General features: G+C 56.8%; 14 protein-coding genes and 1 tRNA gene. 6 read left to right on the top strand and 9 right to left on the bottom strand.

The genetic code is table 11. From position 1 onward, the window contains the following. Nucleotides 1-14: 14 nt before the first annotated feature. Genes lspA through secF form a run of 3 tightly spaced genes read right to left on the bottom strand, consistent with a single transcriptional unit; the run spans nucleotide 15 to nucleotide 2540 of the window. The gene (lspA, locus tag GC177_10235) at nucleotides 15-524 is read right to left on the bottom strand and encodes a signal peptidase II (GenBank protein MBI1276329.1); all 510 of its coding nucleotides are present in this window, start codon (nucleotides 522-524) and stop codon (nucleotides 15-17) included. Then, the gene (locus tag GC177_10230) at nucleotides 521-1519 is read right to left on the bottom strand and encodes a bifunctional riboflavin kinase/FAD synthetase (GenBank protein MBI1276328.1); all 999 of its coding nucleotides are present in this window, start codon (nucleotides 1517-1519) and stop codon (nucleotides 521-523) included. Before GC177_10230 ends, lspA begins: the two co-directional genes overlap by 4 nt. Then, the gene (gene secF, locus GC177_10225; GenBank protein MBI1276327.1) at nucleotides 1461-2540 is read right to left on the bottom strand and encodes a protein translocase subunit SecF; all 1080 of its coding nucleotides are present in this window, start codon (nucleotides 2538-2540) and stop codon (nucleotides 1461-1463) included. Before secF ends, GC177_10230 begins: the two co-directional genes overlap by 59 nt. Nucleotides 2541-2681: 141 nt before the next feature. Here secF and murJ point away from each other — a divergent pair, with 141 nt between their 5' ends. Continuing rightward, nucleotides 2682-4241 carry a murein biosynthesis integral membrane protein MurJ gene (gene murJ / locus GC177_10220; protein MBI1276326.1) on the top strand — a complete coding sequence of 520 codons (1560 nt, stop codon included), beginning with the start codon at nucleotides 2682-2684 and terminating at the stop codon, nucleotides 4239-4241. An 88-nt stretch (nucleotides 4242-4329) separates the two neighbouring features. Here the strand turns inward: murJ and rodA are convergent, their stop codons facing one another. The 4 genes from rodA to GC177_10200 all read right to left on the bottom strand — a co-directional run bounded on the left by rodA (nucleotide 4330) and on the right by GC177_10200 (nucleotide 9066). Further along, nucleotides 4330-5451, bottom strand: coding sequence for a rod shape-determining protein RodA (gene rodA, locus GC177_10215; protein ID MBI1276325.1), 1122 nt, complete (start codon nucleotides 5449-5451; stop codon nucleotides 4330-4332). A gap of 3 nt (nucleotides 5452-5454) precedes the next feature. Continuing rightward, nucleotides 5455-7326 (bottom strand): penicillin-binding protein 2, encoded by a 1872-nt coding sequence (gene mrdA / locus GC177_10210; protein ID MBI1276324.1) that lies wholly within the window; start codon nucleotides 7324-7326, stop codon nucleotides 5455-5457. Continuing rightward, entirely contained in the window at nucleotides 7316-7870 is a 555-nt protein-coding gene (locus GC177_10205) for a hypothetical protein (protein ID MBI1276323.1), read from the bottom strand. The genes mrdA and GC177_10205 overlap by 11 nt, the downstream gene beginning before the upstream one ends. A 104-nt stretch (nucleotides 7871-7974) precedes the next feature. Next, complete coding sequence (locus tag GC177_10200; protein ID MBI1276322.1) at nucleotides 7975-9066, bottom strand: hypothetical protein; 1092 nt, start codon at nucleotides 9064-9066, stop codon at nucleotides 7975-7977. A 249-nt stretch (nucleotides 9067-9315) separates the two neighbouring features. Between GC177_10200 and phaC the strand changes: the two genes are divergently transcribed. Together phaC and GC177_10190 are read left to right on the top strand one after the other, a co-directional pair. Then, complete coding sequence (gene phaC / locus GC177_10195; GenBank protein ID MBI1276321.1) at nucleotides 9316-11025, top strand: class I poly(R)-hydroxyalkanoic acid synthase; 1710 nt, start codon at nucleotides 9316-9318, stop codon at nucleotides 11023-11025. Beyond that, nucleotides 11025-11777 carry a histidinol phosphate phosphatase gene (locus tag GC177_10190; protein ID MBI1276320.1) on the top strand — a complete coding sequence of 251 codons (753 nt, stop codon included), beginning with the start codon at nucleotides 11025-11027 and terminating at the stop codon, nucleotides 11775-11777. Before phaC ends, GC177_10190 begins: the two co-directional genes overlap by 1 nt. Here the strand turns inward: GC177_10190 and GC177_10185 are convergent. After that, nucleotides 11774-13069 (bottom strand): hypothetical protein, encoded by a 1296-nt coding sequence (locus GC177_10185; protein MBI1276319.1) that lies wholly within the window; start codon nucleotides 13067-13069, stop codon nucleotides 11774-11776. The two genes, GC177_10190 and GC177_10185, sit on opposite strands and share 4 nt — an antisense overlap. A 173-nt stretch (nucleotides 13070-13242) precedes the next feature. On the opposite strand from GC177_10185, the gene GC177_10180 reads away from it, so the two are divergent. Then, nucleotides 13243-14559, top strand: a complete 1317-nt coding sequence (locus tag GC177_10180; protein ID MBI1276318.1) for an adenosylhomocysteinase — start codon at nucleotides 13243-13245, stop codon at nucleotides 14557-14559. A gap of 302 nt (nucleotides 14560-14861) precedes the next feature. Here the strand turns inward: GC177_10180 and GC177_10175 are convergent, their stop codons facing one another. Further along, entirely contained in the window at nucleotides 14862-15281 is a 420-nt protein-coding gene (locus tag GC177_10175; protein ID MBI1276317.1) for a transcriptional repressor, read from the bottom strand. 282 nt (nucleotides 15282-15563) lie between these two features. Here GC177_10175 and GC177_10170 point away from each other — a divergent pair. Both GC177_10170 and tuf read left to right on the top strand, forming a co-directional pair. After that, nucleotides 15564-15637 (top strand) — tRNA-Gly (locus GC177_10170). A gap of 54 nt (nucleotides 15638-15691) precedes the next feature. After that, nucleotides 15692-15832 (top strand): elongation factor Tu (tuf, locus tag GC177_10165; protein MBI1276316.1); only part of this gene is annotated, 141 nt, incomplete at its 3' end.

Raw genomic sequence — 15832 nt, 5'->3', positions numbered from 1 at the left:
TTAATCCCACGTTGTTACACCACCGGTTGCTTTCTTTTCGGCTCTAGGAATAAACTATCAAATAAAAGCAGGGCCACCCCCACGCACACACAGCTATCCGCCACATTAAAGGCAGGCCAGTGATAACCGTTTACATGCATATCAAAAAAATCCGCCACCGCGCCAAACCTTACCCGGTCTATCATGTTGCCAATGGCCCCGCCGATGATAAGCCCCATAGCAACCGCCAGAAACCGCACCCGCGTGCGGAAAAGCGCCCAGGTCAGCACAATGACGATCAGGGATGCCACAATCAACAGGGTATTGCGCGTATTGTCCGAACCACTGGCGAACAACCCGAAGCTGACCCCGTGGTTCCACACCATCACGAGATTAAAGAACGGCAGTACCTCATACGCCCGGCCGTTTATCAGCCCTTTGCCATAGAGCAGCCAGTGCTTGCTCACCTGGTCCATGACACCAGCCAGAAGCGCCACGGCCAGCCCAAGCGGCAACAGCCCTTGTTGAGAGTTGGCCCATTTCATGGGTATTGACTCCAGTATCGTTGCGCATCGTCCATATCACGGGCGATTTGCGTTTTCAGTGCATCCATACCATCAAACCTTATTTCTGGCCGCAAAAATGCATGCAGCCGCACCTGCAGGCGCTGGCCGTACCAGTTTCCGCTTTCACCGGGGAAATGCGCTTCCAGTCTGGGCGCGCTCAACCCATCGAATGTCGGCCTCACGCCGATATTGGCTACCCCGCGCATCCAGCGCTCCTCCTTCGCCAGCTTACCCGTCACAACATACACGCCATGATGGGGAACCGTATAAGCGGCAAGAGATAAATTCGCCGTAGGAAACCCAAGCAGCCGGCCGCGCTGGTCTCCCTGCTTCACATGGCCCGCCATCAGGAACGGGCGCCCGAGCATGGCTTCCGCCCCGGACAGGTCGCCCTCCGCCAGCAACCTGCGTATATGGCTGGAAGACACCCGCGCATCCCTGATGCTGACCGCCGCCGCCTGGCTGTAACCGATGCTGAACCTTTCCAGGTCCACCTGCAAGCGCGCGGCATTTCCCTCACGCCCCTTGCCGTAATGAAAATCATCACCCGTCACCACATGCCGGGCTTTCAATTGGCCATGCAGCACCTGTTCCACAAATGCTCCGGCGGTCAGCTCAGCAAAGAGCCGGTTGAAATGCACATGATAAACATGGCTTATGCCCAACTCTGCCAGAGCTTCCAGTCGTTCATGCAGCCGCTGCAGGGCAAGCGAGGGCACATGCGGGGCGAAATATTGACGCGGGTGCGGGTAAAAACTCATGACAGCGGCAGGGCAGCCTAATGCCTTCGCCTTGCTCATGGCCTCGCGCACCACGGCCTGATGCCCCTGATGCATGCCGTCAAAATTGCCGATGGCCACCACCCCCTCCTGCGCCGAGGTCGGCAAAGCCGATAACGTACGATAGAGCTGCATATTAACGCGCCGCTGCTGCTGCGCCTGCCTGTTCGGGACGTTCGGATGCGGTTTCGGCATCGCGCTTGAGGCCGAAATAAATCAACACGGGCGCAGAAATAAACATGGAGGAATAGGTCCCGATCACCACCCCGAGCAGGATAACCCCGCAAAAATCGCGAATCACCGCACCGCCAAGCAACACCAGCGCGGAAAGACTAATGCCCACCGTCGTGCCGGTCAGAATCGTGCGCGAAAGAGTATCGTTCAAGCTGCGGTCAATCAGGTCGGCCAGCGGCATACGCTTGAACTTGCGCATATTCTCCCGGATTCGGTCGAAAATCACCACCGAGTCGTTGATCGAATAACCAAGCACGGTTAACACCGCGGCGATCGAACTGAGGTTGAACTCCACCGGCAACACCAGATAAAGCCCGATCGTTAAAATGGCGTCGTGCATCAGCGCCAGCAACGCGCCCACGCCATATTGCCATTCGAAGCGAAACCACACATAGGCCATGATGGCCGCGAACGAGAGAATGGTGGCGATTACGCCGCCGCGCACCAGCTCGCTTCCCACCTGAGGCCCCACATAATCCACCTTACGATATTCCACCTGCACGGGCCCGGCCACGCTGGCGATAATCGCCTTCACAGATTCAAGGCGGTCCTTCTGGTTTTCGCCCTCAAATGCCTGCAGGCGCACCATCACGTCCTTGTCACTGCCAAACTGCTGAATGGTCGCGCCGCCTTTTTGCGTCTCTTCCAGCGCTTTGCGCAATTGCGTGATGTCCAGCGCCGTTTCCGTGCGCAGCTCCAGCACCATGCCACCGGTGAAATCCACCCCGTAGGTCGGGCCTTTCATGATCCAGCCGACAATCGTGGCAAGAATCAGCAGCGCGCTGATCACAAGCCCCGCCTTGTGAAACGCCATGAACCCGACCGAATAACCGGAAGGCGACGCGATATTTGCCTCATGCGAACCTTTAACCGGCTTTTCAGCGGCGGCATTTGCAACCACAACCGAAGCGGCATCCTGCGGCTTCACCTGCTTGGTGGAAGGTTTTTTGGCGGAAGATTTTTTGGGTGACTTGGCAGCCATAATAACACCTGCAATAACACTAGCATGCCGTCTCTAGCACGTGGCCATTAACCTGTCATCTTTTCCGGCAAAGCCAGGCGCGCACGCTTTCGCTTTCGATTTTTTGCGCCTTCATGCTATGCACGGCATGAAAACAGGAGAATGCCGATGAGCATGGGAAAAGCCGTTGCCTCCATGGGGGCGCTGACCATGGTGTCACGCGTGCTGGGTTTTATTCGCGACATGCTGATGGCCAACATGGTGGGCGCGGGCATGGTGTCGGATGCATTCTTCGTTGCTTTCAAGCTTCCCAACTTCATGCGCCGCCTCTTTGCCGAAGGCGCCTTCAACGCCGCCTTTGTGCCGCTTTATACCGGCAAACTGGTGGATGAAGGCCGCGAGGCCGCCAGGCTGTTTGCTGAAAACATCCTCTCGGTCATGACCTGGTTCATGCTGCTTTTCACCATTGTCTGCATCATTGCCATGCCTTGGTTTACCTACATTGCAGCGCCCGGTTTTTCCGATGACCCGCCCAAATTCGCCCTCACGGTTGAGCTCTCCCGCATCACCTTCCCTTATCTCATGTGCATGTCCCTGACGGTACTTTTTACCGGCATGGTCAATAGCGAGAACAAGTTCGCCGCAGGCGCGGCCGCACCCATATTGCTCAATCTCTGCCTGATTTCCGGCCTCATCGGCCTGCCTCAGCTGTTTGGGCTGGAAATCGGTCATGCCATGGCGTGGAGCGTTTTTCTGGCCGGGATCGCGCAGGCCGTCTGGATGTTTTATTTCACCTGCCGCATCGGCATGCGCATTTTCCCCAAATGGCCGCGCTACAATGCCGAGGTTATGCGGCTGCTGAAAGTCGCCGGCCCTGCCATTCTCGGCGCGAGTGTCGCGCAGATCAACCTGCTGGTCGGCACCATGATCGCCTCCGCCATTCCGGGTGCCGTTACCTATCTTTATTACGCCGACCGCGTTACCGAACTCCCAATGGCCATCATCGGCATCGCCATCGGCACCGCCCTGCTCCCCATGCTTTCCAAATATTTCCGCCTGGGTGAGATCGAACAGGCGCACGGCACCATGAACCGCGCGCTGGAAATGGCCATGCTATTTACCCTGCCCGCCACCTTTGCGCTGTTGCCGCTGGCTTATCCCATCGTGGCCGTGCTGTTTCAGCACGGTGAATTCGGCGCGGATGACACAGCGCAAACGGCCATGGCTCTGGTCGCCTACGCACTCGGCCTGCCTGCCTTCGTCACTGTGAAGCTCTATGCGCCCGGCTTTTATGCCAACCACGATACCAAAACACCGCTGCGTATCGCCATCTGGTCCATGCTTATCAATGTAAGCTGCGGTTACACCTTCATGCTGATATTTGGCACGGCGGGCCTAGCCATGGCCAGCACCATCGCCGTGTGGTTCGACATGCTGATGATGCAGCGCAACCTCAAGAAACAAGGCCTCATGGCCTTTGACGCACGGGTGAAACAACGCGTGCGCGCCCAGTTCATCTCAGCCCTCGTTATGCTGCTGTTATTGTCGGGCCCCGTTGCCTATTTCTGGTCGGGCTTTGTTTCCGAATGGTCTCACACGCTCAAGACGCTGGTCCTTTTTGCCATCATCGCGGTGGGCGGCGCAGGGTATTTCCTGTCTGCACATTTTCTGAAAGCCGTGGATTTCAACGAAGCCCGGCGCATACTGAAACGCACTAAATAATTACATAAAAAGAGGAAACAGCGCGCAGCGCGCTGGCCCCTTGAGGACCCGCCCCCTAATGCGGGCGCCGTCCTTCGCAAAGCGAAGGTTATGCCATGCGCTGCAATTCTTCATCCCGGTTGGCATACACATTCAGCAGCAGCCCCACTGCCGCAAGGCTGGTGAGCATGTTGGTGCCGCCATAGGACAGGAATGGCAGTGGAAGCCCCACCACCGGCAGCATGCCCATCACCATCGCCATGTTGATGAACACATGCACGAAGAAATAAATGGCGACCCCCAGTGCCACCATCCGGCCGAAATGGTGCGTGCAGCTCATGGCAATATGATAGGCGAACACCAGCAGCATGATGTAAAGCGACAGCAGGCCGAGCGTGCCGTAAAAGCCGAACTCCTCCGCAAGCATGGTATACACGAAGTCGGTATGTTTTTCGGGCAGGAAGTCCAGTTGGCTTTGCGGCCCTTTCAGAAACCCGCGGCCGTAAAGCCCGCCGGATCCGATTGCGATCATCGATTGCAGAATGTTATAACCCGCCCCGAGCGGGTCGGCCTCCGGATGCAAAAAGGTCAGTACCCGCTGCTTCTGGTAATCGTGCAGAAAATGCCACGCCACAGGCATAGCCGCCGCCGCCGATGAAATGGCCAGCGCAAATTTCCACCAGCGCACGCCACCTACCCAGAACATACCGACCGTGATCAGCATCAGCACGCCCGCCGTGCCCAGGTTGGGCTGCAGCAGCACCAGCCCTGCCGGCACCAGCGCCAGCAATGCCGGCGGCACCAGCACAAGAATGCGCCCGATCTCTTCAAAATTCAGACGATGAAAATACCGCGCCAGCACAAGAATCAGCGCCAGCTTGGTTGGTTCCGACGGTTGAAGTACGAAAAAGCCGAGGTTGATCCACCGCTGCGCCCCCATGCCGATAACGCCGAACAATTCAACAATCACCAGCAGCACCAGGCAAAGCGCATAAGCCGGATAGGCAAGATTGAGCAGCCAGCGCAACGGCAGCATGGTAATGCCCACCATCAGCACCAGCCCAACCGCGCCGCGCATCATCTGGTCTCCTGCCCATGGGGACCAATGGCCGTTGGCGGCGGAGTAAAGCAAAGCGAACCCCACGATGCAAAGCGCCGTCATGATAATGATGAGCGGCCAGTGAATACGCTCGAACAACCATTCGCGGATCATGTGTCGTTTATGGGCCATATCTTACCTCAACATGCTCCCCACAATGGCGCCCACATCTTCCGGTTCGGGTGGTGGCATCGCCGGTTTTGCCCCTGCAATCCGCGCCTGGGTCAGTTCATAAAGCTTGGTGTAAACATCCTTGGCAATCGGCGCCGCCGCGCCTGATCCGCTCTTACCGTGCTCCACCACCACCGCCATGGCATAACGTGGGTTGGCCGTCGGCGCGTAGGAAACAAACAACGCATGGTGCTGCTGTGTCCAATCCTGTTCGGATGCCGGAATGCCTTTCAGGCGCGAAATCGCCGTCACTTGCGACGTACCGGTTTTACCGGCCATATCGAAATCCGGCAGGTTGAGCTTTTTTCCCGCTGCCGTACCGCCACGGTTCACCACGCCATACATCCCATCCTTGGCAATCGCCAGATGGTCGGGGTTCACATCAAGATCCTTCCATTTCGGATAGGGCTTGCCCTGCGGATGACGCCGCATGGTTGGCTTCACTTCCTTGCCGGTGCCGAGCCGCGCCGCCATCACCGCCAGCTGCATTGGCGTAGCCAGCACATAGCCCTGGCCGATGGCCGCATTCACGCTATCTCCCTTGCGCCAGATGTCCTTATGGCGTTTTTTTTTCCACGCCTCGGTCGGCACCAGTCCGGCCTTCTCGCCCGGCAGCTCAACCCCCGTCAACTCACCCGGGCCGAACTTGCGCACCATGGCGCTCACATCGTCAATCGGCATCCGCATGCCGACATTGTAGAAATACACATCGCACGACACTTCAATAGCGCGCTTGTAATCCACCGTGCCATGGCCTTCATGCCGCCAGCAGTTGAAGCGGTGATTGCCGAGGAAGAAGTGTCCGGGGCAGAAGAATGTCGTGTGCGGGTTCACCACGCCCGCCTTCAGTCCCGCCAGCCCTACCATCATCTTATAGGTCGAACCCGGCGGATATTGCCCGGCGATGGATTTGTTCATCAGCGGCACGCGTATATCGTTCAGCAGACGCTTCCAGGTATCGGGGCGGATGCCGCGGCCGAACTCATTGGGGTCATATCCGGGAAAGGACGCACACACGAGCACCTCGCCCGTCATCACATCCAAAAGCACGCAGGACGCACTCTTTTCCTGCGAAAGCCGCTGATGCGCGAAATACTGAAGCTCCATATCCAGACTGGTCCACATATCCGCGCCGGATATGGGAGCCTTATAGGGTGTTTCCTTCAGGATCTGCCCCGTAACATTTACCTCCTGGCTTTTTACGCCGGGCACGCCGCGCAATTCCTCATCGAAGGATTTTTCAACGCCATTCTTGCCGATGCGCATTTCCGGCAGGCGCTTGAACAATTCGGCTTCAGGGTCCTTTTCCGCCACCGGCGCCACATACCCAAGCACGTGGGAGAATGTGGTGGGATAGGGATAAACCCTAAGCTTGGCCGATTCCACGAAGATGCCCGGAAGCTCTGGCGCGCGCAACTCAATGGAGGAAACCTGGTCCCACTCCATATGCTCAAGCAGCAGCAAACGATGGTTCACCGGCAGCCGGCGGTTCACGGCCTTAACAAATGCATCCGCATCAATGTTGAGCATCTGTGCAAGATTACGCAAAAGCTCCTCGCGGTTTTTCCGCCGCATGGATGTATCCAGATAAAGCCGCCAGCTTTGTTCGTTACGCGTAATGGGTAGGCCGTAACGATCACGGATGATGCCCCTGTCCGCCGGATAGAGAACGAGCTTCATCCGGTTCTGATCTGACAGGCTCTGATAGTCCCTGCCCTTGATGATCTGCAGGTAATAGGCCCGGCTGCCAAGGGCGCCGATAAGGGCGAATTTTATCCCGCCCAGGATGAAACTGCGCCGGGTAAAAAATCGCCGCCGTTTCTGATCATTTTGCATGGCGTATCAACGGAGTATTACGGGTAATGACATAGAAAATAAATCCATACAGCCCATGGAAACACGGATAGACACAAACGGTAAGCACCGCCTGCATCACGAAATTAGCCAGTTTTATATGCTCACCGAAACAGACGGTGCCGATGAACCAGTAAGCCAGCTCCACCCCAAGAATAAAAACGGAAAACAGCGCCCATGTGCGCAGAAAATTCCCCCCCGCCACAAAGCCGCGCTGCAACACCACCAGCACATAAGTAACGAGATAGATAAATGAGGATGTACCGATCGGAATGCCGAGCAAACTGTCATGCAGCAGGCCGTACAGAAACACGAACCAGTAAGGGAAAATCGATTCCCGGTACGTGCCCCAGTAAAAGATGGAAATAACGGCAATCTGTGGCGCCACCCCTTGCAGATAGGGAAGTGGTAACGGAGCGGCAAAAAAGCAGAGGATAAAAAGGGTTAGCGTCGCAGGAAGCAGACGATAAGCCGTCACCAGAACAGGGTGATTATCAGCGCTGGCACTGGGACGTGATGATCGCATGGCGCGATGATACCACAGTGTTTCGCACCATCAATTCCTATAAGTTGTAGAATGTCATTTTCTCATACACAGGATAATGCATTAACCAACATGCATCCTGCGGCTTAATAAAGCCGTGTCTGCGCCTGTGTCTGGTTCTGGCTTACACGGCGTGCTTCGTAGCGCGATACCGGCATCAGCTGGCGCGCGCCATAGCTATAGCCTTGCGGCGGATTCAGCGTGATAGCCGGCGCGGCATACAGCTGCTGGCCGCCTGGATTCTGCGCGGGCACACGCCCGAGGGATTGCGGTTGCTGCTGCAAAGCAACCGGTTGGGCCTGGGGCTGCAGTTGAGGCGCAACGGCAACGGCCTGCTGAACCTGCACATTGTTTTGCATTTCTGGCTGCGCGTAAGATTGGCCGGAAGGGTCCGACGGCGGCACGGGATACCACGGCGCGCTCACCGGCTGCGGCGTGGCCATGCCCTGTTGCATGGTTTGCGGTGCCGTGTAGGTGGATTGCGGCGCGGGCTGTGGCGCATAGAACGGCTCAGGCTGCGGCGCATTCATCTGCATCTGTTGGTTATAGCTGCGGTCTGATTCCAGCTGCTGCACCTGCTGCTGATAATAGCCCTGCGGTGCGGCATCCGGCGTGGCAGGCACCTGCCCCAGCGTGGGGTAAGGCGCCCTGCCCTGCGGGGCACTGTAAGGAGCCACATACTGATCCATCGCGGGCGGCATGGGCTGCATCTCTTGCGCCTGGGCATATTGCTGCGGCTGGCCGAAATTCTGCCCGCCCGCCGGATAAGCCTGCGGAGGCACACCGTAAGCCGGTGCAATATTGGCTAGCTGCGCATCCTGCGCCTGTGCCTGCGGCGGAAGTGGCGCGCTCATCACGGGTGCCTGCTGCACAATTACCGGCTGCACCGGCGCGGCCTGCATGGTCGGCGCGGGTGGCGGCATGGGCGCATCCATCTGCGCAACATTCTGACTCAGCGGCATGGCGGATTGCGGCTGGCTGGCGCGCCATTCTTCCTCGGGCGTGCGCCAATGCACATATCCGTCGCCGCCGGGATTCATGGAAGGCGAACGACGGGCATTATTGATGGGGTCCGGCGTGCGTTCGGTGCTGAGATATTCGCACCCGCCCAGCATGGCAGTGCCTGCCAGCAGCGCCGCCAGCACGATGTGTTTCGCCATTTTACCCTGCATGCGCATACGCCGCTCCAAAACCAATCTCATCGAAACCTTTGCTTTACGCGCAAAACCGCACTAAAAGCCTGCTTTATATTTATAAACCCCGCGTGTCACTTTTGTGACAGTTACAATGCTATATATAGTATAACCTACCCGTACGAACAACCATTTAAGGTAGTTTTAAGGTTTTTGCTCATGGCCCAGCCCCACCGCACCGAAGACCAAGCCAATCCGAATGATGGCATCGACCTCGAACAATTCGCCCACAACATGGCGGCGATGGGTACGCAATATCAGGAATTGCTGCAAAAACTCATGGAGAAATCCGGTGAGCAGCCCATGGCACTGGAAGACCAGCTTCACATCGGCGCGGCCTTCATGCAGATGTTTTCGCGCATTTGTGCCGATCCGGCCAATGTCTACCGTGTGCAGATGAACCTGATGGAAGATTATTTCAAGCTCTGGCGCTACACATTCGACCGCATGGTGGGCAACAACCCCGCTCCCTTGATCGAGCCGGACAGCAAGGACCGCCGCTTCCGCGACGCCGCATGGGGCAACCCCACCTTTGACACCATCAAGCAATTCTACCTGCTCACCTCCAAACGCATGGAAGAAGCCGTCAAGGCCGTGCACGGGCTGGACAGCCACACCAAACGCAAGGTCGGGTTTTACACGCAACAGTTCTTGGATGCCCTTTCACCCAGCAATTTCCTGATGACCAATCCCGAAGCGCTGCGCGCCACGCTCGAAACGCACGGGGAGAACCTGGTCAAAGGCATGGAAAACCTGATTGCCGATGTCACCAGCGGCCGCATTTCCATGACCGACCTGGAAGCCTTCAAGGTCGGCGAGAACATCGCCGCTTCCGCCGGTGAGGTGGTTTATGAGAACGACCTGATGCAGCTCATCCAGTACACACCGGCAACCGACAAGGTATATCAGACGCCGCTGCTTCTCTGCCCGGCATGGATCAATAAATTCTATATTTTCGACCTGCGAAAGGAATCCAGCTTCATTCACTGGCTGGTGGAACAGGGACACACAGTATTCGTGATTTCATGGGTAAACCCCGACGAGCGCCACCGCGAGAAGAGCTTCGACGATTACCTGAAGGAAGGCCCGCTCGCCGCGCTTGACGTGATTGAAAAAACCACTGGCAGCAAATCCACCTCCATCATCGGCTATTGCCTGGGTGGAACCTTGCTGTCCATCCTGCTGGCGCATCTGAAGGCCACCGGTCAGGAAAAACGCGTCGCCAGCGCCACCTACCTCACCACGCTGACGGATTTCTCCCATGCGGGCGATCTGTCCATCTTCGTGGATGAAGCGCAGCTGGAGAACATGGAGCGCCGCATGAGCTCCACCGGCTATCTCGACGGAAAATCCATGGCGCTGACCTTCAACATGCTGCGCGCCAATGACCTTATCTGGCATTTTGTCGTGAATAATTACCTGCTCGGCAAAGACCCCTTCCCCTTCGACCTGCTCTACTGGAACTCCGACGCTACGCGCATGCCGGCCAAGATGCACAGCTTCTACCTGCGCTCCATGTACCAGAGTAATCTGCTGGTCAAAGCAGGCGGCATCACGGTAGCGGGCACGCCAATCGACCTGCGCACCATCCAGACGCCGACCTACATGCTCTCCACCAAGGAAGACCACATCGCCCCCTGGATGTCGACCTACAAGGCAACGCAGCTTTTCAGCGGATCGACCACCTTCGTGCTGGCCGATTCCGGCCACGTGGCTGGAGTGATCAATCCGCCTACCAAACAGAAATACTGTTTCTGGGAAAACCGGCAGCTGCCGCATTCTCCAAAAGAATGGTTCGAGAAAGCCTCCCACACGGCGGGCTCCTGGTGGCCGCATTGGAACCAGTGGCAAAAAGCCTTTGCAGGCGAAAAAATACCTGCGCGCACCATCAAAAAATCGCTTGAGCATGCACCCGGCCGCTACGTCAAGGAACGCATCGTTTAATGCCTTCCATGCTGAATGAACTTGCCGCCTTTGCACACACGCTGGCCGATGCCGCCGATGAAATTGCGCGCCATTATTTCGCAGCCGGTGCCGCCAGCCATTATAAGTCGGATAAAACCCCCGTTACGCTGGCGGACGAATCCATTGAGCAGCGCCTTCGCGAAATGATTTCCAAAACCTATCCTTCACACGGCATCTGGGGTGAAGAACAGGGAAAAACGGCTATCGACGCAGACTATGTCTGGGTGATTGACCCCATCGACGGCACACGCAGCTTCATGGCGGGCAAACCGCAGTTCATGACGCTGATTGCCCTGTGCCACAAAGGCAAGCCCGTCATCGGCACAGCCTCTCAGGCCATATTGAAAGAGCGCTACATGGGCGTGCAGGGCATGCCCTCCTCCCGCAACGGCGAGCCCATCCGCACCCGTGGCTGTTACCGTATGGAAGACGCATGGCTGGCCACCACCAGTCCCCATTATTTCAGCGACGAAGGCAAACGCTTCTTCGCCCGCCATCAGCGCCTGGCGAAAGAAACCCTCTATGGCGGCGATGCCTACAACTATTGCCTGCTTGCCCGCGGCGGGCTGGATATCGTCATTGAAGAAGGCTTAAAGCCCTACGACATCCTTGCCCTCGTCCCCATCATCGAAGGCGCGGGCGGCACGGTGCACCAGTGGGACGGCAAGCCGGTGGAACTGCACACAAGCGGCAGCGTGGTCGCAAAAGGGCTTGATCAGCTCAGCCTTTAGCTGATGGAATAAGCGAGCTTGAATCCATCGGCAATCAGGCCGAGCAATGTGCCGTCACGGTCCGCCATGCCGTCGCGCACATCATGCAGTAACGTGCTTTCATAACCCTTCTCAGCCAGCATATTGCACAAAACGCCCATCGCTTCCGGCAGGCTGATGAGGTTGCCCTGCGGGTTCAGCATGTTCAAACTCGGGTACACAGGCAGCCCCGCTTCGCTCAATACCACACTCCTCGGCGATGCCTCATCCGATAACAACTGCTCGGCCATGTCCTCAAGCGCACTGGCGGCCTGGTATGCAAGCTCGGCTATCTCATCCTTTTCCAGCGCGCTGTAGTCTGTCAGCTTCACCTTATTATCGTTGGCAATGCGCTCAATGAAATAGGCCGTGCGGCGGTTTGCAGGCATATCCGTGGTTTTGTAAACAGCCTGCTCCGCGCAGGGATACATACGAAACATCTGATGACGCTCCGCTTCGCTGCCTGCCTCGCCAAGCTTTTCGTTGCCTGCCATATGGCCACCGGCCTCGATGCCGAAACCCCGCCGCAACGCCTGCGCGGCCAATGTCAGCATCAGTGGCTGCCAATGCGGGTCCTGCTGCATATCCTGAAGCAAGCCATCCTGTATGGATTGCCAGTCATCACTCAAGGGCTCGAAAGGTGTGTTGGCAAGCATGTAGCCCGCGCCTTCATGCACATGCATTGGGTCCCACAGCGGATGATAACCCGGCGTGGTGCCGATATGCTCTGCAACATAGGTTGCCAGCACAAGAAGCCTGAGGAACATATCGCGATTCTCGTTAAGCTCTCCGACTGCTGTTTCCGCCGCCGTTTGCAGCAGCAGGGGTAACCATGCGCCTTTGCCGTCCTGGTTATCGAAGCCGCCCGTCTTGTCGAATGCTTCAATAAAAGGCACCATCTCCTCGGGGCTATGGTCTTGCAGTTCCAGAAAATGCTGGGTCATTTTCAGACGTCCCATCAGCTTGCCCGGTGCGCCGTCTTCGACCATTTTCAACAGGGCGCTTTCCCGCCCGCTTATTTTCAGCTGGGAATAATATTTGGCAAAAAACGGCTCATGCGTGACATCGAATATGCCCCGCGCAATTTCCGCCGGGCCATGGGGCGTATGCAGCAACCGCCCCATCAGAATTTCCGCCTCCGGGCTCCACATATTACTGAACAAGACAAGCCTCGGAAAGGTGATGAGCCGCGTGACGGCATAAACCTGCTTTGCCTTATCCAGGCATGCGTTCCATTCGTCGTTACTGATAGTGGCTAAACCTGAGTCGGACATGTTGCGAGTCATTCTCATTAAGTGAAGCATAGCGGATAGCCTTGTTGCGAATGACTGTCAATTTCATTTCCATGACGAGTTTATGACACTCTCTACCTACATACCCGGGTTTTGCTTGCAGCCATGCGGCCAAGGGGTTAATGACGAAGGGAATTTTCGATAAGGAGCCTTTCATGACCGCCAGTGCCGCCAAAAAATCCAGTTTTTCCGATTACAAAGTGGCCGATATCGGCCTGGCAGCCTGGGGCCGCAAGGAAATCAGCATCGCTGAAACCGAAATGCCGGGCCTGATGGCCCTTCGCGCGGAATATAAGGGCAAAGCCCCGCTGAAAGGCGCACGCATCGCCGGTTGCCTGCACATGACCATCCAGACGGCCGTATTGATCGAAACGCTGGTGGAACTCGGCGCCGAAGTGCGCTGGAGCAGCTGCAACATCTTCTCCACGCAGGATCATGCAGCCGCCGCCATCGCCGCTGAAGGCATTCCCGTTTTCGCCTGGAAAGGTGAAACGGAAGAGGAATACGAATGGTGCGTCATCCAGACCATCGAAGGCCCGAACGGCTGGACGCCGAACATGATTCTCGATGACGGCGGTGACCTCACCGTCATCATGCATGAAAAATACCCCGATCTCATCAAACAGGTGCGTGGTATTTCCGAAGAAACCACCACCGGCGTCGCCCGTCTCTACCGCATGGCGCAGGAAGGCAAGCTCGCCTGCCCGGCCATCAACGTGAACGACTCCGTCACCAAATCCAAATTCGACAATTTCTACGGCTGCCGTGAAAGCGCCATTGATGGCATCAAACGCGCCACCGATGTAATGCTCGCCGGCAAAATCGCCGTCGTCGCCGGCTTCGGCGATGTGGGCAAAGGCACCGCCGCCGCCCTTAAAGGCCAGGGCGCCCGCGTGCTGATTACCGAGATCGATCCCATCTGCGCCCTTCAGGCCGCCATGGACGGCTATCAGGTCACCACAATGGAAGAAGCCGCTCCGCAAGGCGACATCTTCGTCACCGCCACCGGCAATGCCGATATCATCACCATCGACCACATGCGTGCGATGAAAGATCGCGCCATCGTCTGCAATATCGGCCATTTCGACAGCGAAATCCAGATTGCCGCCCTGCGCAACTACCCGTGGGACGAGATCAAGCCGCAGGTGGATGAAGTGAAATTCCCCGACGGCAAACGCCTCATCGTGCTGGCCAAGGGCCGTCTGGTGAACCTTGGCTGCGCAACCGGCCACCCGAGCTTTGTAATGTCCACGAGCTTCACCAATCAGGTGCTGGCGCAGATCGAGCTCTGGAGCCACGCCGAAAGCTATGAGCAGAAAGTCTACATACTGCCAAAGAAGCTGGATGAGAAAGTGGCCCGCCTCCACCTTGACAAGCTTGGCGTGAAGCTTACCAAACTGTCGAAAGAACAGGCCGCCTACCTCGGCGTTCATCAGGAAGGTCCCTTTAAGCCTGAGCATTACCGCTATTAACGCCATCAGGCTTGCATGGCAGGGAAAGGCTCCGCTCTGGAAAGTCTTTTGGCTCTACGGCGCGGTGCCTGAACTGCTGCTTTACACGCTATTGCGGAACGACAGCGTCATCCTTGCCATGCTTCAACTGGTGTACGAGACATGGTTGCTCGTTTCCATCTGGCGCTGCGCGCCCAATTGCTCTCATATGGCATGGAGGGTTCTGGCAAGGTTGGGAGTGGTGTTCCTGCCACTGATCCCGCTGATACCCGCACTGATTACCGTGCACGAACTACTGCAGCTGAACGGGCACGGGCGTTAGGCTAATTCAGCTTTGATTTGATGCGGACGATCACCTCGATGCCGCTGACACATGTACCTTCAGGCGCATCCGGAATGGCACTCACCTGGATATCGCCGAATGCGATATCCTGAAGCACCCCCGTCTCGATATTCATGAAGTGATGATGCGCGCACACATTGGTGTCATACATGCAGCGATCGCCATCGATACGTATCTCTTTCAGCAAACCGGCCTCGGTGAACTGATGCAGGGTGTTATAGACGGTGGCCAGCGAAACGCTTCCTTCTGAATCCCGCACTTCCTGATACAAACATTCAGCTGTGATATGCCGGTGCCCGGTGCCCCAGATTTTTCGCGCCAGCAGCACGCGCTGCTGCGTCGGGCGCAAACCAGCTTCTTTCAATTTATCCTGAATCACTTCATCGTCCGAAGTGCGCATACAGCAACTCGACCAGCCTTATATAAGCAGCTTATTATACGCCCATCCATCGCATCACGCAAAATCTTTGCCTTGTGCAGCGCAATATAATTATGCCGCCTTCGTAAAACAAAAGCATGCCAATGCAAATGTCTTCCATGCTGGGGCTTGCATTTTAGGGGGTGCCAGCTATAAAGCGCCCTAGCAAAGCATAGCGAATGCCTTGCTGGTGCCGTCACCTGTTTCAAGCTGTGTTTACCTGCGGTGCACACAGGCAAACACATCCAAGGCAGGTGACCAAGCGCGGGTGTAGTTCAATGGTAGAACCTCAGCCTTCCAAGCTGATGGTGAGGGTTCGATTCCCTTCACCCGCTCCAGCACGGCAACGCCGCAAACGCTAAAATCAACCTGTTGCAAGTGGATGAAGTGAAATGTCAAAAGAGAAGTTTGAGCGGAATAAGCCGCACGTAAACATTGGGACGATTGGTCACGTTGACCATGGCAAGACGTCGTTGACGGCTGCGATTACGAAGACGCTGGCCAAGGCTGGCGGTGCGAAATACACGGCCTAT

The sequence above is a fragment of the bacterium genome (assembly GCA_016124905.1).
GTDB lineage: Bacteria > Pseudomonadota > Alphaproteobacteria > Rickettsiales > RI-342 > RI-342.
Note: the sequence above shows the minus strand (reverse complement) of the source record. Positions and strands in the feature narration are given on the sequence as shown.